Origin of the sequence: Paracoccus sp. PAMC 22219 (genome assembly GCF_000787695.1) — a bacterium.
Taxonomy (GTDB): Bacteria; Pseudomonadota; Alphaproteobacteria; order Rhodobacterales; family Rhodobacteraceae; genus Paracoccus.
The window spans coordinates 1-20,465 of record NZ_BBPH01000058.1 but is presented as its reverse complement, the minus strand read 5'-3'; the positions used below and the strand labels follow the sequence as shown (position 1 = coordinate 20,465).

Sequence of the window (20,465 nt, the reverse complement as noted above, 5' to 3'; positions counted from 1 at the left end):
CGTGTTCGATGCCGTCGCGGCAGCCTTGGACTGAAGGCTCCGTAGCGTCCCTCTATCATAGCGAAACACTGCGGCAGGATGACATCGCAAAGCCACATTGGCTGACATTTTTGCATTGGCAGAGGTCCGACCTGCCACTGACCTTTTATCCAGTTGCGGCCGAAGCCTAGTTATTCTTCATGCCTGTCGGCGCGGGATGAGATCGATAGCGGGTCATTGCTGGACCTGCCGCGATGATGCGGCAGGTCCGCCGTTCGAAGAGACATAGTCTGCCAGAAAAAACCTTGCCGTCGCGCATACCGGCGGACTCTGCAACATTCTTGAACCTCGATCCTTCACCGCGGCCGGATCCAGCATCTGCTTGGCCAGAAGTTTGTTCGGCTTGGTTTCCGATCCTCGACCGGATTCAGCCATTCAGCCTCTGACATCATAATGCTATCAAACTTGGCTTTTGGTCGTCGAAAGGTTCGTCAGACATACCTTGCTTGCAGCAAATATCCGCGCACTTCGCGCTGTCGACATATACGTCGAACATGCTCGGCCCGGATGCCGATCTTCGGTTCGTGCGTGAATGTTGGTCGCTTAGTTTTTCCGTCTGCAGGTCAGATCAGGCTGTAGTTCCGCAGGTGAGACGCGGTCGGATTCCAGTCGAACATGCCTCCAGACAGACTACTGTGGATCAACCTCGTCCAGCAGCATCCTCCATGATCCGGCAACAATCGACCGTCGCGTGAATGGGGCAGACCGGCTGCTGGACCTCTATGAAGATCAAACATGTCCGACATGGCCAGGTTCGTCTCCACCGCGGTCTGCGGTCCGCTACGGTTAGCGATGAGCGATGAGCGATGAGCGATGAGCGATGAGCGATGAGCGATGAGTGATTGCAGCGCCCTGCTCGGCCCCAAGCTCATCGGGATCGCGCCCGTCCCAGCCGCCGGGCAGGAGACCCGACACGGCGGTGTTCGGCAGGACGGTCTGCAAGATGCCGTAGCCGCGCTAATCAATGAAATCATCGCGGGAAGAAACGTGGTGCGCCGGCGGGAGCCAAGCTGGGACCAGCAGGATCTGGCCACCTGCAGTTCGATATCGCGCGGCCCTGATATGGATCGATGCCACCTGATCGGTCCGGAGTGGGTTCTGTCCACACAGGGGCGACCTTGGCCTCCGATGCGGCCTTACGAGCGCCGCGCCACCGCCTATGCAGACACGATCACTCAAAGATCGATGCAATTTCCGATGCGCCCAGCAGCGTCCACTGTCCCGGTGCCAGATCAGCGGGCAGTGACAACCCACCCAGTTGCTCCCGGTTCAGGCTCTCGACGTGATTGCCGATGGCGGCGAACATGCGGCGCACCTGATGATACCGACCCTCGGTGATGCCGAGGAGGACTTCGGTATCCGAAACGACTGTCAGCTCGGCGGGGGCCAGCGGCGTGGTCTCGCCCCGCAGCATCAGGTCGCCCGCGGCGAAGATGGCGCTTTCGGAGCCGTCCAGAGGACGCGCCAGGGTGACGCGATAGGTCTTCCTGACGTGCCGTCGGGGGCTGATGATGCGGTGCAGCAGGTCGCCGTCATCGGTCAGCAACAGCAGCCCTGACGTCTGCCTGTCCAGCCTGCCGACGGTCGAGAGAACGGGTTGGCGCAGCCGCCAGCGATCGGGAAGCATCCCGTAGACAAGCGGCCCGCTGTCCTTGTGCGAACAGGTCACGCCCAGGGGCTTGTTCATCAGGATGACCATCCCGGCAAGGGGATCCAGCGCCTCTCCGTCGATCATCAGGCGCGACGGCAGATCGGGTGTCACCGGAATGCGCCGTGCAGAGTCCGTCAGCCTTGCCCCGTCCAGGGTGATGGCCCCTGCCCGGGCCAGTCGCGCGATATCGGCACGCGATCCATAGCCCATGGAGGACAGCAGCTTGTCGATGCGGGTCATCGCGATACGTGTGATGATCTTGGTCCTTTGGTCAGCGATGCCGCGGCCATAAATCAAGCGGCCTGTCGGACACCAGCCTTTGCGACCTGATTTATGCCCCAGGGCGCGGCGTTTATCGAGACCCGGCGTCTAGTGCGCGGGTGCGCGCGGCAGGAACGGCCTGACCCGGTTCGTGAAGCCCTCGACATAGGTCAGCAGCACGGGCACCACGATCAGCGTCAGCAGCGAGGACGAGATCAGCCCCCCGATCACCGCATGCGCCATGGGCGCGTTCTGCGACGTGCCGCCATGCAGGTTGATCGCCAGCGGGATCATCCCGAAGATCATCGCCAGCGTGGTCATCACGATGGGCCGAAAGCGGGTCGCACCGGCCTCGACCAACGCGGTGCGCAGATCGAGGCCCTCGGCGCGCTGCTGGTTGGCGTTGTCGACCAGCAGGATGGCGTTCTTGACCACCAGCCCCATCAGCATGATGAACCCGATGACCGAGAACATGTTCAGCGTCGACCCCCCGATCAGCAGGCCCAGCATCACGCCCACCAGCGCCAGCGGCAGCGACGACATGATGGCCAGCGGCTGCAGAAAGCTGCCGAACTGCGATGCCAGCACCAGATAGATGAACACGACCGCAAGGCCCAATGCGACCAGCGCGGATATGCCGGATTCCGCGATGCTCTCGGCGTCGCCGCCTGTGGCGAAACGATAGCCGGGCGGCAGGTCCACCGCGTCCATCGCGGCCTGAAGACCCGGTTGGATCGTGCGGATATCGGCGCCGTCCAGTCCGGCCGTGATGCTGACCGATCGCTGGCGATCCTCGCGCAGGATCTCTCCGGCGCTTTCGGATTGCTCGACCGATGCGACCTGGTCCAGCCGGACGATGGTGCTGCCGTCGGATGACCCCGCGATGGGCAGGTTCGCCAGTCGCGCCGCATCGTCGCGCAGGTCCTGCGGCAGGCGGACGACCACGTCGTAGCTGTCACCGTTCGGGGCGGTCCATTCCGAAACGGCCTCTCCGGCGATCATGGGGGACATGGCATTGCCGACCTGGGCAAGACTGATCCCCAGGTCCGATGCAGCCTCGCGGTGGACCTGGACGCCAAGGGTCGGCTGCGGATCGTCCAGCGAGGTGCGGACATCCACAAGGCCGGGCAGACGCTCCAGCTCCTGGGCCAGCGCGGCCGACAGGGTGGTCAGGACCGAAACATCAGGCCCGTGGATCTTCAGTTCGACCGGGGTTGCCACGCCGCCGCCGAAGGAATCCCCGGCGCCCACGCGAAACCGTGCGCCGGGGATCTGCTGCAGCGCGTCGCGCATGGGAGCGCTCAGCTCGGACGGTATCCGGGTGCGTTCGGTCGGCGGGGTCAGGCGGGCCGTGATGCTGGCCTCGTTCAGACCGGCGCTGGCGCTGGAGTTCACTGTGGCATAGGTGGCGATCACCTCGGGGAAATCGCGCAGGACGCGGTCGACCTGGACGATCTTCTCCTCTGTGCGCTCCAGCGACGATCCGATGGGCAGTTCCATCTCGACCTGCACCTCGGAATTGTCCGATGCGGGCACGAACTCGGCCCCGACCAGCGGGAACAGCAGGATGCCCCCGGCAAACGCTGCGGTGGCGATGGCCATCACCGTCTTGCGCCAGTCCAGCGCCCATTCCAGCACCCGGCGATAGGAGAGGATCAACCCCTCGAACCAGCGGTCAAAGGCCGCGACCGCCCGCCCGACCGGCCCCCGCCGCGCGTTCTTTTCCGACGACGGATCGTACCACACCGCCGACATCATCGGGTCCAGCGTGAACGAGACGAACAGAGAGATCAGCACCGCGACCGAAACCGTTACCCCGAACTGCAGGAAGAACCGCCCGATGATCCCCTCCATGAAGGCCACCGGCAGGAACACCGCGACGATCGACAGGGTCGTGGCCAGCACGGCCAGGCCGATCTCATTGGTGCCGTCCAGCGCGGCTTGGACGTGGCTTTTGCCCATGTGCAGGTGGCGCATGATGTTCTCGCGCACCACGATGGCGTCGTCGATCAGGATGCCGATGGACAGCGACAGCGCCATCATCGTCATGATGTTCAGCGTGAAGCCGAGCGCATAGATCGCCGCCATCGTCCCGATGATCGAGATCGGCAGCGTCAGCCCGGTGATGACCGTGGACCGCCACGAGTTCAGGAATAGGAACACGATCACCGTCGCCAGGATCGCCCCCTCGATCAGCATGCTTTGGACCGAGGCAAAGCTGTCCTCGACCGCCACCGCATTGTCGCGGATCAGGGTGATGTCGATGCCGGCATAGCGCGGATCGGCGCGCATCCGTTCGACATCGGCGCGCACGGCTTCGGCCACGCCGACGGTGTTGGCGCCCTGGGTCTTGAGGACGTCCAGCGTGATCGCGGGCCGCCCGTCGATCATCGCCAGGCTTTCGCGTTCCGCCAGGTCCGTGCCGATCAGGGCCAGATCGCCAAGCCGGATCGGAAAGCCGCCGCGCTGGCCCAGGATGATGTTCTCGAACCCCTCCAGCGCGGGGATGCGCCCCTCGACCTGCAGCGACCGGGTGCTGGCCCCCTCGGTCACGTCGCCTGCGGGCAGGTCGGTGTTTTCGGTACGCAGGATGCCGGTGATCTCTGACGCCCCGACGCCCAACGCGGTCATGCGGTCGGGGTCCAGCATCACCTGCACCTCGTTCGGCAGGCCGCCCACGACGGTCGCCTGTCCCACACCCGAGATGTTGGAGATGCGGGTCGATATCTCGTCCTCGGCCAGCTTCGTCAGGGTGCCTGCGCCCAACGTTTCCGACGACAGCCCGATGGACAGGATCGGCGTCTCGGTCGGGTCGAAACGCAGGATGCGCGGGTCGTCCGCATTCTCCGGCAGTACCCCCTGCACCTGCGAGACGCGGTCGCGCACCTCCTGCGCGGCGGTTGCGCTGTCGACCTCAAGGTCGAAGATGATCAGGACCAGCGACGATCCCGTCTGCGCGGTCGAGGTGATGGTGTCGATCCCCGACAGGGTCGCGACGCTGTCCTCGATGGGTTCGATGATGTCGTTCTCGACCGCCTCGGGGGTCGCACCGGGATAGGACGTGACGACGGCCACGACGGGAAAGTCGACCTCGGGCAGTTCGTCGATGGCAAGACGGGAATAGGACACCAGGCCGATGACGACGATGGCGACCATCACCATCGTCGCAAAGACCGGCTGGCGGACGGCGATGCGGGTCAGGATCAAGGCCTAGCCTCCGATCCGGTTGACGCGCATGCCGTCAAGCACCTGCTCCAGCGGCTGCGACACGATCAGGTCGCCCGGCGTCAGCCCCGTCACCTCCGCGGTGCGGCCCCGGTTCCAGTGGCGCAGAACCTGCACATCGACCCGCGTCGCCCTGTCGTCGACGATGCCGATGACATAGGATTGGTCGCCGTCCGTGCGGATCGCTGTCGCGGGAATGCCGATGCTGTCGCCCGACTCCTCCAGCACCAGATCGCCCGCTGCGAACATTCCGCCGCGCAGGACGCCATCGGTGTTTTCCAGCGACGCATAGACCGGCAGAACGCGCGTCCCCGATACCGCCACCGGGGCGATCCGGTCGATGGTGCCGTCGAACACCCGGTCCGACACGCCTTCGACGCGGACCGAGACCGTCTGCCCGACCCGCAGCCTGGGGCCGTAGGTGACCGGGATGCCCCCCTCCAGCACCAGACTGTCGATGTCGACTAGGCCCAGCATCTCGGCTCCGGGGCTGACGAAGGTGCCTTGATTGACAAGCCGACTGCTGACGATGCCGTCAAAGGGCGCGACGATGCGGGCCTTGGACAGATCATCGCGGGCCGTCTCGACCTGGCGTTGCAGCGCCGCGTAACTGGCCTCCAACTGGGCGACATTGGCCGTCTCCGTCTCCAGCGTCGTGGCGCTGGCCGTCCCGCGCCGCACCAGGCTGTCGGTCCGCGCAAGCTGCGTCCGCGCAAGGTCAAGCTGCGCCAGCGTGGCGGACGCCGTCGCCTCCTGCTGCTCCAGCTGGTTGCGCAGCGCCCTGACGTCGATGGTCGCAAGCAGATCGCCCTCCGCGACCGCCTGGCCTTCCCGGACGTCCATTGCCTCGATCCGCCCGGTGACCTCGGCCGAAATCGTCAGCTCCCGCACGGGCACAAGGGACCCGGTGATCTGCACGGTCTCGCGCAGCGTGCTGCGCTGCACCTCGTAGAGCTCGGACGGCAACAGCTGCATGACGACCTCCGGCGTCTCGGCCGGGACATCGGACGGCGCTCCGGCGCCTGGACGCAGGACGATTGCGACCAAGATCGCGGCGCCGACCAGGGCTGCGACAAGCACAGGACGAAAAAGGGGGCGCTTCGCTTTTGCAGGGATCACGATATTGGCCTCGCTTTGGTCAGGGACCAAGGTGGCGAACGCATTCCTGTGCCTGTTCGGCAGGAAGCGGTCTGCTATTTCGCAGCCACTCTAGCCTGCAGGCCGATCAGATTACAGCGCGATCAGCAAGCTGCGGCATGACGGCATGGTGGGCGTTGCGGCTTTCCCTAACAGCCTGCCGCCTGAAGCTGTCCAGTAAGCACTGAAGGTCAGTGCAACCATGACGGGCACGTAAGGGCGCTTTGGATAGGGCATCGCGAGCGCAAGACGGTCTCACGGCGCCGCAGAACTACTGACGAATCACGGCTGTTTGGGCCGTAATCTACATGAGACCATGATGTCGCCTCTTTCCGAACGGTGGATGCCAATAGGGATGGAATACAGCGCCAGAACGCGACCTCTCCCGCTATCTATCGCGATCCGTAGATCCTTGTCTTTGGCGCTACCGCATGGCGAAAGGCTTGCTGTACGCGCACGTCGCTACAAGTCTGACCGTCGATGCGAGGATTGAAGCACCCGCAACGATGCGTCGTCATGGGAAGTTGAAATGCAAAAGCCACCCTGTCCTGCTGGCGACTTTGGAGCTACCCGCGCCGGTCGTGGCTTCCGACCGCGCAATGATGCCCAGACGCGATCCAACAGAGAAGCGCGGCTTTTCGGCAGATCGATAAGACACGAGGTTCTACCTTGACGGTCCATGCTCTATGCTTTCGGTATCGCTGCACAAGGACCGCCGAATATGGACAATGCCCTCCTCGCCTCCCTTTCAGGACTTCCGTCCTTCATTCTTTACATGGCGGTCGCCATCGGCCTGTTTCTGGCCTTCATGAAGATCTACGCGATGGTGACGCCCCATGACGAGCATGCGCTGATCCGCGCCAACAATGCCGCCGCGTCCATTTCCTATGGCGGCGCCATGATCGGCTTCGTGCTGCCGATCGCATCGGCGGTCCAGAACTCCGTCAGCCTGCTCGATGTCCTCGTCTGGGGCGTGGTGGCCGGCGTCCTGCAGATCCTCTGCTTCCTGGTCTTCCGGATCTTCCACCGCGATATCGTGACCCGGATCGAGCAGGGCCAGACCGCCGCCGCAATGCATCTGGCCGCGGCAAGTCTCTCGGTGGGTCTTCTCAACGCTGCGGCCATGACTTACTGACGCTCCTCCTGATCGGCGGCTCCAGTTCAGACCACCATAGCGCTGACGGCAGTCCAGCACCTGCTGCTAGCGGACCTATCGGTATCTAGGACTGGGCCGCGACCTCCGAGTGGTTGCACCACCAACCGAATGACGCGCTTTGCCGATAGGGAGATGTCCACCTCAATCGCCGAAACTTCCCGATTGAAGTCGTCCAGTCCGTTAAAGTCGGTCGGCATGCGGGACCGTCAGCTCGTCGACCGGCCATGGGATCCATCGGCCAGGTCATATTCGGTTTCTCGGGCACGTCGACAGCGTCCAGCACGTCAATCTTCAGCTGTTTGCACGGGGTTCGCCATGATCATTCGGGACCGGCGGCGTTCCATGGCTCACGCTGAAGGTTCAGTCCAAGCGCAGCCGATCCGATAGATCTTTTGTGGTTCCGATGGTGGTCCTCCAAGCCACGCAAGTGCAAGAAACACAGGCAAAGTTCCCACGTCTCGCGAGCGCCGGTCAGGCCGACTCGCAGATCGGATCGTTTTCGTGGCTAAGCAGAGGACTGTTCGATAGCGCGTCTCGCTCTTCCCAAACGCCCGGCAGGCTAGTGCGGCGCTGATCTCTGGATGTTTTATGGTCCTTGCTGCCATCTCACGATGCAGGGATGGCCTGATTACGTGTTCCTAAGATCGTACTCAGGTTCTCTCGGACCGATGGCGTGTATCTTCACAGTTCAGCAGATCGGCCTGCATCTGCAGATCCGCAAGCAAAAATTTCAGCAAGAAGTTCTTACTCTCACCGTCTTAATCTGCCTGATCTTAGACGCATCCATCCCGCTATATTTCGCGCGCCACTTGAGGAACGACGCCATGCTCAGGGCTCAGTTCGGCAACCGACACGTCACCTCCTGCTAGTGGCCTCCTAGCTCAACAAGCTTCACATCCAGGACAGGGCAGTCTCGGCCGAAGCGATGGCGGAAAGGCGTGACTTTGGGCATCGGTCGTGATCCGGGTTGCGACGCGCTGACAGTTCTTGAAGCACCCGAACATGATCTCGATGCGATTACGCCATCTGTAGCGGCGCGTGTCGTGTTTCACGACCCTCTGGTCAGACCTCCGGCCAAGGACGCAGACCTGTACTCCCCAGTCTTCGAAAGCTTTTCGCAGCCGGTCAGCGTCATGTCCCCGGTCCGCCAGCAGCCGTTCGGCCTTTCGCAGGTCTCCCGGCAGCGCCGCCGCTGGTGTGGTTGCTGACTTGTCCGGCCGACATATGGAAGCTCATCTGGTGGCCGTCCGCATCAGTGACGGCGTGTAATTTCCTGTTCAGGCCACCTTTCGTCCGGCCGATCTATCGACCGCCCCCCCCACCCCTTTTCTGCACGCAGGCTCCTAGCCGTACGCTGTGCCTTCACAGAGGTCGCATCGATCATGATCGTGTTCGGATCGGCCCCCCGGCGGCCAGGCCGACCATGATCTGGGCGAAAGTCCCGTCATCGCTCCAACGCTTGTAGACCGTTGTGGCAGGCCCGTATTCTTTCGGCGCATCGCCCATCGCCAACCATTGCGGTTGATGAAGACAATACCGCTCAGCGCGCGCAGACCATCAACCCGCGGGTGACCACGGCTTTTGGGGGAGAAGGAGCAAAAGCGCGTTCTGCGCCTCTGTCAGCCAGAACAGCTTGCTTATGATCACGTCCCCGCATGGAGTCTGAACGACGACAAAAGCCTGGAATCAATGGATCCGGAACCTACTCTTCAGACCGGCTATCGGTGGCTGCGATGGCTGCATCTTAAGGCTCGGCGGAATGCGTAGCGTACTTTAGGCATGACTAATCCCTATCCGGGACACGCTTCTATCGCTCCTTTGCGAGCTAAGCACGCCGTCAGAACGCCTCCATTGTCCCATCCGGATGGCGTTGCTGCAGAACTCAGCGTGTGGCGTGACTGCCACTTACCCCGCCATCCTCAGGTGATGCGTTCGGCCTCTGCGGTGCCGAGTGCGTTGAAGCGGTTCATGAGTGCGACGCGGATGTGGACTTCGGCCGTCAGTCTATCCGGGTCTAGGGAGGCGATCCGATCGCCGAAAGACTGAGGCAGCGCATCTTCGCTGCGATCCGATTTCGGACATGATAGCCGGACCAGAGCTTCTAGTTGGCCCGCCCGAAGCGTCTGGTGGCGCGGAGGATGTCGTTGCAGGCAGGAGCGACCGGGCAACTTTTTTTCCATAGACGACCGTTCCTGAGGATGGGTATGCTGGCCGTCCCGCCGCGGTCCAGGATGGCGGCATGACATCGACTGTTGTCGAAGGCGCCGTCGCCCGTCACGGTGCCGACCTGTTCTGATCCACCAGATCAGGCAGCACAGGACTGTCACCGCCGCGGCTTGAGGTGAATTCCACCGTCCGAATGTCGCCGGAGGCCGTATCCATTGCCAGATGGACCGCTGCCGATACTGGCGCTTTCGATGCGTGCCATGCTTGCGGGCCAGCCATTCACCGTCCGGAAACTTGATCCCGGTGCTATCCACCAGCAGGTTCCGCGATCCCGGTCCGCGCCAGTGAGGGATCTGCGCAGCCAAGGTCTTCTGCCTTGGGCTTGAGGTGTGGAGAAGTCCGGCACCGGGCATTCGGGCACATCATGCAAATGGTCTGCCGAAGCGGAAGGTTGAACAGCACCTTTACCATAAGGCAGGCCTGAATGCTGCACCGGAGAACACAGGCAGGCAGCCAGGACGCCCCGCCCTAGTCGGCCTGCCACGTCATATCCTTGTCCAGCCAGTGCAGCAGCGCGCCGCGCTGCCTCAGGGCGTCATTCCAAGGCTTCCAATCCGTTATGTGGTAGCGGGCGGCTTTATCTCTGCTCGTGCCAGGACACTCAGTCTACGTGATCGAAATTGTGAATCCGCAGCAGGCGGGAGTTGTGCCACGACATCCATCTGGACCCCGTGACGTGGCGCTTTACGCGACGAGGTCGCGGTCAAAAGTTGAAGCAGAAACGAAGTCGCCCCGATAGAGCGCACGCCAATCAGCGTCTGTTAGGAAGCGAGTATCAGGTTCGATGGCGCTACCCTGCAGCGCGGGGAAACGGTCGACTATCTACTATCGGCCGTATGGGTTAGGACCGTGTCCAGGTTAGAAGTCCAGCGGAGTAAAAATTCCAGCTCAAAGGCGAATGCCATTTGCTTTCGGTGGAAGCGATCAATTTCCCAAGCGTAGGGCCGGCAGGCCCACGCCTGTCGCCTCGAATCCGCCATCGACCGCCAGCACCTGGCCCGTGACATAGGACGCCTGATCGCTGCACAGGAAAGCAATGGCCTGTGCGATCTCTGCCTCGTTTCCATAGCGGTTCAGCGGGATTGCGTCGTGATAGGCCGCGCGAATTGCAGGGCTGTGCACCGCCAGGGCCAGCTTCGTGTCGACCGGCCCGGGCGCCACGCAGTTGGCGCGGATGCCTTGTTGTCCAAGCTCGGCTGCCTGCTGGCGGGTCAGGTGGATCACTGCCGCCTTGGACGTTCCATAGGCCACCCGCAACGTGCTGGCCCGCAGCCCCGAGATGGATGCAACATTCACGATCGCACCCTCACTCCGCGCCAGATGCGGGATCGCCGCCTGTGAGCACAGGAACACCCCGTCCAGGTTCACCGCCATGATGCGCCGCCATGTGGCCAGATCCGTCTCTCCGATCGGTCGGAAATCGGCGATGCCCGCGTTGTTGACCAGCGCGTCGATGCGCCCCGACCAGTCGACCGCGCCCGCGATCAGCGACGCCACCTGATCCGGGTCCGACACGTCGCAGGCGATGGCGCACGCGCCCGGAACGGTCGGCGCCACGCGGTCAAGCTCCTCGGCGTCGATATCGGCCAGCACCACGCGCCAACCGCGTTCCGACAGCAGACGGGCAGTGGCCAGGCCGATGCCGCGCGCGGCCCCTGTGATGATGGCGGTCTTGTCGGTCATGGGGTGTCCTTTCGGGAACTCATCTCAGCCACTGGATCAGCCACAGCGACATCTGCGGAACGGCCGCGACCACGGCCAGACCGACCAGGGTCGCGGCCAGAAACGGAAGCGCACCGCGCGCCACCCGTTCGATGGGCAGGCGCGATATGTTGGCCGCGACGAACAGGTTCACGCCAACGGGCGGGGTGATCAGGCCGATGGCCAGGTTGATCATCACGACCACCCCGAACCACACGGGATCCCAACCCAGTTCCCGCATCACCGGCAGCACGATGGGCAGGGTGATGAACATCACCGTGATCGCGTCCATGAACATGCCGGCGATCAACAGGATCAGCATGATGACCAGCAGGATCACCCATTCATTGTCGGACAGGGCCAGCAGGCCGCTGGAATAGGTGCCGACCAGATCCTCGACGGTGATGACCCATCCGAACAATCCTGCATAGGCCACGATCAGCATGACCGTCGCCGACGATGCCGCAGCATCCGCCAGCGTGTCATAGAGCGCGCGCAGGGACAGGCTGCGATAGATCAGCCCCCCCACCAGCAGCGCATAGACGGTGGCGACCAGCGCCGCCTCGGTCGGGGTGAAGATGCCGGAATAGATCCCGCCCAAGATCACAACGGGCGTCATCAGCCCCCAGAAACTGTCGCGAAAGCTGCGCCAAAGGCGCGCGCCGTATGGCAGGCCGGCATGTGGATCGGGGATCAACCGCTCCAGTGCCGCGCCTGCGCCCTTGGGCGCGATGAAGGGCAGCACGGCCAGCATGGTCAGCCCCATGAACAGCCCCGGAATGATCGCCGCCAAGAACAGCTGAGAGATCGACACCTCGGCGATGACCCCGAACAACACCAGCCCGATCGAAGGCGGAATGACGATCGACAGTGCCGCGCCTGCGCAGACCAGCCCCGCGGCATGGGCGCGGGTATAGCCGTCCTCCTCCATGCCCTTGATGATCATCGGGCCGATGGCGGCGACCGATGCGGGCCCCGATCCGCTGACCGCGCCCCAGAACAGGCAGACGACCGTGCCCACCACGCCCATGCCGCCGGGCAGGCCGCCCACCAGCACGCGAAAGAAGCGGATCATCCGTTCCGCGATTCCGGTCGAGCCCATCAGCGCACCTGCCAGGATGAAAAACGGGATGGCCAGCAGCGAATAGCGCGCGACCCCCGCGGTGATCAGATCGCCCGCCAAGTCCAGCCCAAAGCCCATCCGCCACATCGCATAGAGCGCCGACAGACCCAGAGAGAACGCCACCGGCACGCGCAGCGCCAGCAGCAGGAAGAACAGCACGATCATCTGCGTGCCGGGACCGATATCAGGCATGATCCGCCCCCGCCTGCCTGAATTCATCAAGGGCGTGCTGAACGAACCGCCAGGCAATCAGCAGAAAGGCAAAAGGCACCGCCGCCTGATAATACCACATCGGGATCCGCAGCGCATAAGAGGTCAGCCCGTTCTGATACAGCACCTGCAGCGCCCCCCAAGCCAGCCAAGCCGATGCGATCAGCAATCCCACGGACAGGATCACCGACAGCACGACCACCGCCTGCCCCGCCCGGCGCGGCAGCATGGACACCACGGCCGTAACCGCCAAGTGCTGCCCCTGCCGCGCCGCGATGGCCGCACCAAACACGGTCAGCAGCAGAAAGCCGTTGGTCAGCAGCTCCTCGGACGAGGCCAGGGAATAGTTGGTGGCATAACGCACGACCACGTTGGCAAATCCCAGCAGGGTCATGCCCAGGAACAAGACGGCGCAGATCAGCCGTTCGGCCTCGCGCGACAGAAAGGACAGCATGGGCACCTCCGGCGGGGTTGGGGGGCACGCAGGCCCCCCGGATCAGTCGGCCTGCGTGATGGCCGACTGGAAGGATGCGACCAGGTCGGGGCCGACCTGTTCGGCCCATTGGTCGAAGGCGGGCTGCGTCGCCTCGCGGAACGCGGCCAGCTCCTCGGGGGTCGGCTCATAAACCTCCATCCCCTTTTCGCGCAGGAAGGCCACGCCGGTCTCGGTCCCCTCGCGGGTGATCTGGCGCTGATAGTCCATGGCCTCGGCCGCAACCTCGCGCAGCATGGTCTGGGTTTCGGCGTCATAGGCGTCGTATTTCGCCTTGGAGATCCCCAGGAAGATCGGATCATAGGAATAATGCCAGGCGGTCAGGTATTTCTGCACTTCATAGACCTGCTGCGGGATGATCACCGCGCCGATCGGGTTCTCCTGGCCGTCGACGACGCCTTGCTGCAACGCGGTCATGGTCTCAGTCCACTGCATCTGCTGGGGGTTGGCGCCAAGAGCGTTCATGACGTCGATGTACATCGGCCCTGCGACGCGCATGTTCAGACCCTGCATGTCCGCGGGCGTCTTGATCGGGCGGGTGTTGTTCGTGACCTCGCGAAATCCATTCTCTCCCCAGGCCAGCACCTCGATGCCCTTGCCCCGCAGGATCTCGCGCAGCGCCTCGGCCGGGCCGCCATCGGCGGTGGTGGCGTCGACCTGGGCATAGTTCTCGTACATGTAGGGCAGCGAAAAGACCGCCATCTCCTGCACCAGCGGCGTCACGTTTATGGCAGAGGTCATCACGAAATCCAGCGCGCCCCGGCCCACCATGTCGGCCTGACGCATCTGGTCGCCGCCGGCCAGCTGGGCGTTCGGAAACACGCGCAGTTCCATCTCTCCGTCCGTGCGTTCGGCAAGCAGCTCGCCAAACCGCTCGGCGCCCTTGTGCCAGGTCGTGCCGTCCCCGGTGTTGTGCGACAGGCGGAGCGTCTCGGACAGCGCGGCCCCCATGCCCATTGCCGAAACCAAAGCCGTGGCCAGCGCCAGCCGTCCCCATCCCATCCGTGACATCGCAATCCCCTCCCTGAACCTGCCACCCTCCCGTGGCGTCGGTTCATATCATGGTGCGACCTTTCATGATGTGGCAAGAAAAAACTTGCGCAAACTGCGATTCCCTTGCCATCTTGCCTTTGAAGAACGGGATTGCGTATGACTCAGCCCAGCCCATCGGTTCATATTGTGGACCATCATGATACCGGCACGCAAAGCGTGGACCGGGCACTGCTGGTGCTGTCCCTGATCGGCGCCAGCGGTGAACAGGGTGCGACGCTGGCCGGTCTGGTGGCCGGCACCGGGCTGAACAAGGCCACCGTCCGGCGGCTGGCCTTGGCGTTGATCCGCGCGGGCATGGCGGAACAGGACGCGGGCAGCCGCTATCACCTGGGCGCGCAGATACAGGTTCTGGGGGCGCAAGCCGCGCGGCGCCCCGGCCTGATCGCGGCGGCCAGCGAAAGCGTGATGCGCCTGGCGCAGATCGCGGGTGATGCGGCGCTGTTGTCCGTGCGGCGCGGGGCCAGTTCGCTGTGCCTGATGCGCGAGGAAGGCAGCTATCCCCTGCGCAGCCACGCGCTGGTCGCGGGCCAGACCCATCCCCTGGGCGTGGGTGCAGGGTCGCTGGCGATGCTTGCCGCCCTGCCCGACGACGAGGCCTACACCATCCTGCGCGCCATCGCGCCGGTGCTGACGGACCGCTATCCGACCCTGACCCCGGACCGGATGCGCGACCTGATCGCGCAGACCCGCGTCGATGGCGTGGCGCTGAACCCCGGCCTGGTGATCGAGGGGTCCTGGGGCCTGGGCATCGCGCTGCATCATCCCGACGGGCGGCTGGCGGGCGCGCTGTCCGTCGCCACGGTCGAGGCGAGGATGCGTCCCGATCGCCTGCCCGACCTGACCCGCCATCTACGCGCCGAGGCCGCCCGGATAGAGGCCCGCCTTGCTCAGCCAACCAAGGACAGACAGACATGACCGACCCGATGATCGTCGGCTGGAGCCACACGCGCTTTGGCAAGTCCGACGCCCCCGACACCTGCGCCCTGATGGCCGAGGCCGTGCCCCTTGCGCTGGACCATGCCGGCATCACGGCAGCGGACGTGGACGGCATCTTTACCGGGGTCTTCAACAACGGCTTTTCACCCCAGGATTTTCAGGGCGCGCTGGTGGGCATGGCCGTGCCCGAACTGGCCCACGTCCCCGCCACGCGTTTCGAGAACGCTTGCGCCACAGGCTCTGCCGCCCTGCACGGTGCGATGGATTTCATCGCCGCGGGCCGGGGCCGCATCGCGCTGGTCGTGGGCGCGGAAAAGATGACCGCCACCCCCACCGCGGATGTGGGCGACATTCTGCTGGGTGCCAGCTTCCACGCAGAGGAGGCGCAGATCGACGCCGGCTTTGCGGGCCTGTTCGGCCAGATCGCGGCCAGCTATTTTCAGCGCCATGGCGACCGGTCTCAGGAACTGGCCATGATCGCGGCCAAGAACCACGAAAACGGCATGCGAAACCCCTATGCGCACATGCGCAAGGATCTTGGGGTGGCGTTCTGCAGCACCGTCTCTGACCGCAACCCGCGGGTGGCGGGGCCGCTCAGGCGCAGCGATTGCTCGCTGATCTCGGACGGTGCCGCGGTGCTGGTGCTGGCCGACGCGGACACCGCAATGACCATGCGCCGCGCCATCGCGTTCCGCGCCCGCGCGCAGGCCAACGACCCACTGGCCCTGTCGCGCCGTGACATGCTGGAGATGCGCGCCGCCCGATCTGCGTGGACGCAGGCGCTGGAGCGAGCGGGCGTGACTCTGGACGACCTGTCGCTGGTGGAAACCCACGACTGCTTCACCATCGCCGAGATGCTGGAATACGAGGCGATGGGTCTGGCGGAACCCGGCCAAGGCCACCGCGTGATCCGGGACGGTGTCACCCACCGTGACGGACGCCTGCCGGTGAACCTGTCAGGCGGGCTGAAATCCAAGGGCCACCCCATCGGCGCGACCGGCGTGTCGCAGCATGTCATGGCCGCGATGCAGCTGACAGGCGATGCCGGAGAGATGCAGTTGCCGGGCGCGACGATGGCAGGGGTCTTCAACATGGGGGGCGCTGCGGTGACGAACTATGTCTCGATCCTGGAGCGGGTGCGATGACCCCCGTCTCGGACAGGGTGATGAACCTGGGCCATTTCCTGACCCAGAACGCCCGACGCCTGCCCGACGCCCCTGCCCTGATCCATGGCGACCACGTGACCACCTGGGCGCGGATGCAGGCCCGCGTGGGCGCGCTGGCCCATGCGCTGATCCACGACTATGGCCTGACCAAAGGCGACCGCGTTCTGGTCCAATCCGCCAACTGCCTGCAGATGCTGGAGACGATGTTCGCCTGTTGGCGCATCGGCGCCGTCTGGGTGCCTGCCAATTTCCGCTTGGCGCCCGATGATCTGGCCTATCTGGCGCAATCCTCGGGCGCGCGGGCGATGTTCTGCGGCGCGCAGTTTCCTGACCATGCCGCGACTTGCGCACCCCATATCCCCGCGATCATCCCCATCGGCACGTCGCCCCTGGGCCCTGACCACGATGCGCTGATCGCGCGTCATCTGGGCCAGATGCCGCCCGAGGTCGCGGTTGCCCGCGACGATCCGGCCTGGTTTTTCTACACTTCGGGAACGACGGGGCATCCCAAGGCTGCGGTGCTGACCCATGGCCAGATGGCCTTTGTCGTGACCAACCACCTGTGCGACCTGATGCCCGGCACGACCGAAGCGGATGCCTCGCTGGTGGTGGCGCCGCTGTCGCATGGCGCCGGCATCCACGCCCTGACCCAGATCGCGCGCGGCGTGCCCACCATTCTGCCCGCCGGCGACCGGTTTGACGCGGCCCAGCTGTGGGCCTTGGTCGAACGGCACCGGGTGACGAACATGTTCACCGTTCCCACCATCCTGAAACTGCTTGTCGAGGATCCGTCCGTCGCCCGCCATGACCATTCCAGCCTGCGCTATGTCATCTATGCCGGTGCGCCGATGTATCGCGCCGATCAGATCCGCGCGCTGGAAACCCTAGGCCCGGTGCTGGTCCAGTATTTTGGCTTGGGAGAGGTCACCGGCAACATCACCGTCCTGCCCCCCGCCCATCACTCGGCAGACGATGCCACCATGCGCATCGGCACCTGCGGGCTGGCGCGCACCGGCATGCAGGTGCAGGTCCAGGACGCCCAAGGCCGCGAACTGCCGGCAGGTGAGACCGGAGAGATTGCCGTGATCGGTCCCGCGGTCTTTGCCGGCTATCATGATAACCCCGCGGCCAATGCCAAATCCTTCCGCGACGGCTGGTTCCTGACCGGCGACCTTGGCCACATGGACGCGCAGGGGTTCCTCTATCTGACGGGGCGGTCGTCGGACATGTTCATCTCGGGCGGATCGAACATTCACCCGCGCGAGATCGAAGAAAAGCTGCTCACCCATCCCGACCTGTCCGAAGCGATCGTGCTGGGCGCGCCCGATCCCGTCTGGGGCGAGGCCGGACTGGCCGTCTGCGTCCCCCGCGCGGGCACAACCCCCGACCCGCAGGCAGTGCTGGACTGGCTGGCCCCGCGCATCGCAAGCTACAAGCGACCCAAACGCCTGCTGATCTGGGATGCGCTGCCCAAATCCGCCTATGGCAAGGTCACCCGCAAGATGATCCGTGACGAGTTGATCGCCCAAAACCAATGGCCGCAGGCCGAATGCTGATCCACCCCGGCCCGGCGGATCGACAGCGCATCCAGGTCGTCCCCTGCCGCGCGCATCCAGTGCGCCTTCGGCTGAGGGCAGGACTGCCGCTGGACCGTGCCATTGCGGTCGCCGCCCGGAATGCGGGGATCACCGCGGCTTGGCTGATGCTTGAGGATCTGCCCTGTGATCGGCTGTCCTTCGTCATCCCGGCGCCTCCGCCCGGCGATGGGCGGGTGGCCTTCTACAGCGATACCCGCAGTCTGGGCACCGGCGCCCGCATCGTCACCGCCGGCCTGCATCTGGGCCAAAGCGGCGCAATCCACGCACATGGCCTTTGGACCGACGCCACGGGCATCCTGCAGATGGGCCACCTTCGTCCCGAGGCCACGCGATTGTCACGCGACGCCCATATCAACGGATGGCACTTGGATGGTGCCATCTTCCGCCGCGGGCCCGACGCCGAGACGGGCTTTCCCCTGTTCAGGCCACGTCCGTTGCCCCGGCGGCTTTCAGGCGGACTTCCCGCGCGTCTTGTGCGGCTTCGCCCGCATATGGACCTGGTGCCCACGGTCAACGCTTTGACGCGCGCCCGGACACGCATCCTGGGCCTCGGCAGCCTTATCGGCACGCGCCTTTCCTCCGGCGACCGGCTGCCCGGTCCAGCGGCTGAGATCCTGATTCTAGGCCAAGATGGCGCCCGGTTACGCATCGCTTCGGTCGGTCAGGAAGGCACCGTGCGCCAAGGCGTGCTTTCGGGATCCAACATGGTCTGCATTACGGCGGAATTGCTGTTGATCGATGCCTAGCACTGGATCGCCTGTCCCGTGATCAGGAGCACATGGCCCGGCTCTACAAACGGATGCGCCACCCCGGGGTCCGGATAGTCACGGCCTTCCGAAGGCGAGATCGACGAGATGTGGGTCAGCATCGGCGGGCTTCAACCCTCGCAGTTCCTCAAACAAATGATCGACAAGACCCGCAGTGGCCTCGTGGGACGGGTGCTCGCCGGCTAGTCCGGGGGTGGCATCTCCTACGGCTATCGTGTGCGCCGCGCCTTTGCGACCGATGGCTCTGTCGTCATCGGTGAATGGGACATCGGCCGGGAGGAAGCGGCCGTGGTGCTGCGCATCTTCGCGGATTAGGACAGCGGCCTTTCGGCGCGGCGGATCGCGGCGGCGCTGAACGCCGAGGGGGGTAGCGCCGCCGCGGAGCGGCGTCAAGGGCGCGGGCTTCTGGGGGTCGTCGACCATTCAGGGCAACTTGAAGCGCGGCACGGTGATTCTGAACAACGAGTTGTTTGTCGACATCCTGGTCTGGAACCGGCAGACCTTCCTGAAGGACCCCGACACCACGAGGCGTCAGGTGCGCCTGAACCCCGTCAGCGCCTGGGTCACGACCTAGGTGCCAGATCTGCGGATCGCCGATGACGCGCTGTGGGACCGGGTCAAGGCGCGGTAGGCGAGGATACGCGAGGCGATGAACCCGGCTGGAGTGAAGTACCAGCGACCGAGGCCGGAACGGGCCCGGCGACCTGACTACCTGCTTTGGGGACTGCTGAGATGCGATTGCTGCGGATCGGGCTATGCGATGATCAACAAGACGCGCCTCGGCTGCAGAGGCCCCGCAACCGGGGCGACGCGGCCTGCACCAACCGGGTGACGATCCGGCGGGACGCGCTGGAGGAACGGGTATTTGGCTGCTTGCGCGAGCGGCTGATGCATCCCGACCTGATAGCGGCTGTCGTCGAGGAATATCGCCAGGCCTTCAACGCGGCGGCGGGTCAGCGCAGCAGCAATCATGACGCAGCGTGGAAGGAGCTGGCCCAGACCGAGAAGAAGATTGCCAGTATCCTCACGGCTGTCGAAGACGGAATGTATCACTCTTCGATGAAGGCGAAGATGGCCACGCTGGAGGCGCGGAAGGCGGGACTGTCCGCACAGATGGCGGCGACCCCCGAACGCCCTGCCCTGCGCTTGCACCGTCGCTCGGGGATCGTTACCTGAGGCAGATCGAGGGGTTGGCTGCGGCGCTGCAACAGACGTCGACGAAGCGGGAGGCGACGACGATCCTGCAGGGCCTGATCAGCGAGATCTGGATGACGCCGGACTCAGAGGCGCCGGATGAGCACCGGATCGAACTGGTGGGGGAACTGGCGGGGATTTCGGGGTTGGCGTCCGGCAACCAAGTTTCGGGCGGTGCGACATGTAGCCATGGAGCACGCATGCGAAAGCCCCGGCGACTTGCCGCGGCTAGTTTTGAGACTATGAGAATGGTTGCGGGGCCACGGTTCAAAAACTGTTTCTCGCTTTCCAAAGCAATACTCAAACCTCTTCCCAAAGTAGCAACTTGATAGTTTAAACGCCCCAATTTCGCGACATACCCCATGGCCATGTCTGAATAACCCTATGTTTCCTGGACGCCTTCTTCGCTAACTTTGAGGCAATGCGCTGCTCCCCAACCTTGGACCGCCGGATGCTGGAGTTTTCCGGCTTGGTCATGGCGACGGGCTGGCTGCGCCGCCGGGATAATGCAGGGCGATCGGGACGTTAT

Annotated in this window: 14 protein-coding genes and 2 pseudogenes; 7 read left to right on the top strand and 9 right to left on the bottom strand. The window is 64.3% G+C overall.

The features are described from left to right. Nucleotides 1-1,210 precede the first annotated feature (1,210 nt). The 3 genes from TY51_RS07310 to TY51_RS07300 form a co-directional block, all read right to left on the bottom strand. A complete protein-coding gene (locus TY51_RS07310; protein ID WP_231558952.1) occupies nucleotides 1,211-1,930 on the bottom strand; it encodes a pseudouridine synthase in 720 nt (239 codons plus the stop codon). A gap of 129 nt (nucleotides 1,931-2,059) precedes the next feature. Continuing rightward, nucleotides 2,060-5,158 carry an efflux RND transporter permease subunit gene (locus TY51_RS07305; protein ID WP_042247740.1) on the bottom strand — a complete coding sequence of 1,033 codons (3,099 nt, stop codon included), beginning with the start codon at nucleotides 5,156-5,158 and terminating at the stop codon, nucleotides 2,060-2,062. A gap of 3 nt (nucleotides 5,159-5,161) precedes the next feature. Then, complete coding sequence (locus tag TY51_RS07300; protein ID WP_197054690.1) at nucleotides 5,162-6,151, bottom strand: efflux RND transporter periplasmic adaptor subunit; 990 nt, start codon at nucleotides 6,149-6,151, stop codon at nucleotides 5,162-5,164. Between the two features lie 883 nt (nucleotides 6,152-7,034). Here TY51_RS07300 and TY51_RS07295 point away from each other — a divergent pair. Continuing rightward, a complete protein-coding gene (locus tag TY51_RS07295) occupies nucleotides 7,035-7,448 on the top strand; it encodes a DUF350 domain-containing protein (RefSeq protein ID WP_042247735.1) in 414 nt (137 codons plus the stop codon). 912 nt (nucleotides 7,449-8,360) lie between these two features. On the opposite strand, the pseudogene TY51_RS20935 reads toward TY51_RS07295, so the two are convergent. The 6 genes and pseudogenes from TY51_RS20935 to TY51_RS07270 form a co-directional block, all read right to left on the bottom strand. Beyond that, a pseudogene (locus tag TY51_RS20935) lies at nucleotides 8,361-9,110 on the bottom strand (IS5 family transposase). Nucleotides 9,111-9,388: 278 nt separating this feature from the next. Next, a pseudogene (locus TY51_RS20930) lies at nucleotides 9,389-10,256 on the bottom strand (IS5 family transposase). A gap of 363 nt (nucleotides 10,257-10,619) precedes the next feature. Beyond that, on the bottom strand, nucleotides 10,620-11,378 hold the full coding sequence (locus TY51_RS07285; protein ID WP_042247730.1) for an SDR family NAD(P)-dependent oxidoreductase: 759 nt from the start codon (nucleotides 11,376-11,378) through the stop codon (nucleotides 10,620-10,622). Nucleotides 11,379-11,397: 19 nt separating this feature from the next. Next, nucleotides 11,398-12,711, bottom strand: a complete 1,314-nt coding sequence (locus tag TY51_RS07280) for a TRAP transporter large permease (RefSeq protein ID WP_042247726.1) — start codon at nucleotides 12,709-12,711, stop codon at nucleotides 11,398-11,400. Next, on the bottom strand, nucleotides 12,704-13,183 hold the full coding sequence (locus TY51_RS07275) for a TRAP transporter small permease (RefSeq protein WP_231558951.1): 480 nt from the start codon (nucleotides 13,181-13,183) through the stop codon (nucleotides 12,704-12,706). Before TY51_RS07275 ends, TY51_RS07280 begins: the two co-directional genes overlap by 8 nt. 42 nt (nucleotides 13,184-13,225) lie before the next feature. After that, nucleotides 13,226-14,233 carry a DctP family TRAP transporter solute-binding subunit gene (locus tag TY51_RS07270; RefSeq protein ID WP_042247725.1) on the bottom strand — a complete coding sequence of 336 codons (1,008 nt, stop codon included), beginning with the start codon at nucleotides 14,231-14,233 and terminating at the stop codon, nucleotides 13,226-13,228. A 168-nt stretch (nucleotides 14,234-14,401) separates the two neighbouring features. Here TY51_RS07270 and TY51_RS07265 point away from each other — a divergent pair, with 168 nt between their 5' ends. The 6 genes from TY51_RS07265 (at nucleotide 14,402) to TY51_RS20200 (ending at nucleotide 19,918) form a co-directional block, all read left to right on the top strand. Next, a complete protein-coding gene (locus tag TY51_RS07265; protein ID WP_231558950.1) occupies nucleotides 14,402-15,190 on the top strand; it encodes an IclR family transcriptional regulator in 789 nt (262 codons plus the stop codon). Beyond that, the gene (locus TY51_RS07260; protein WP_042247718.1) at nucleotides 15,187-16,356 is read left to right on the top strand and encodes an acetyl-CoA acetyltransferase; all 1,170 of its coding nucleotides are present in this window, start codon (nucleotides 15,187-15,189) and stop codon (nucleotides 16,354-16,356) included. The genes TY51_RS07265 and TY51_RS07260 overlap by 4 nt, the downstream gene beginning before the upstream one ends. Next, complete coding sequence (locus TY51_RS07255) at nucleotides 16,353-17,933, top strand: acyl-CoA synthetase (protein ID WP_042247716.1); 1,581 nt, start codon at nucleotides 16,353-16,355, stop codon at nucleotides 17,931-17,933. The genes TY51_RS07260 and TY51_RS07255 overlap by 4 nt, the downstream gene beginning before the upstream one ends. 146 nt (nucleotides 17,934-18,079) lie before the next feature. After that, nucleotides 18,080-18,721 (top strand): hypothetical protein, encoded by a 642-nt coding sequence (locus tag TY51_RS07250; protein ID WP_156117936.1) that lies wholly within the window; start codon nucleotides 18,080-18,082, stop codon nucleotides 18,719-18,721. Between the two features lie 469 nt (nucleotides 18,722-19,190). Next, on the top strand, nucleotides 19,191-19,316 hold the full coding sequence (locus TY51_RS23985) for a hypothetical protein (RefSeq protein WP_255351391.1): 126 nt from the start codon (nucleotides 19,191-19,193) through the stop codon (nucleotides 19,314-19,316). 158 nt (nucleotides 19,317-19,474) lie between these two features. Beyond that, nucleotides 19,475-19,918, top strand: a complete 444-nt coding sequence (locus TY51_RS20200) for a hypothetical protein (protein ID WP_052649916.1) — start codon at nucleotides 19,475-19,477, stop codon at nucleotides 19,916-19,918. Nucleotides 19,919-20,465 lie beyond the last annotated feature (547 nt).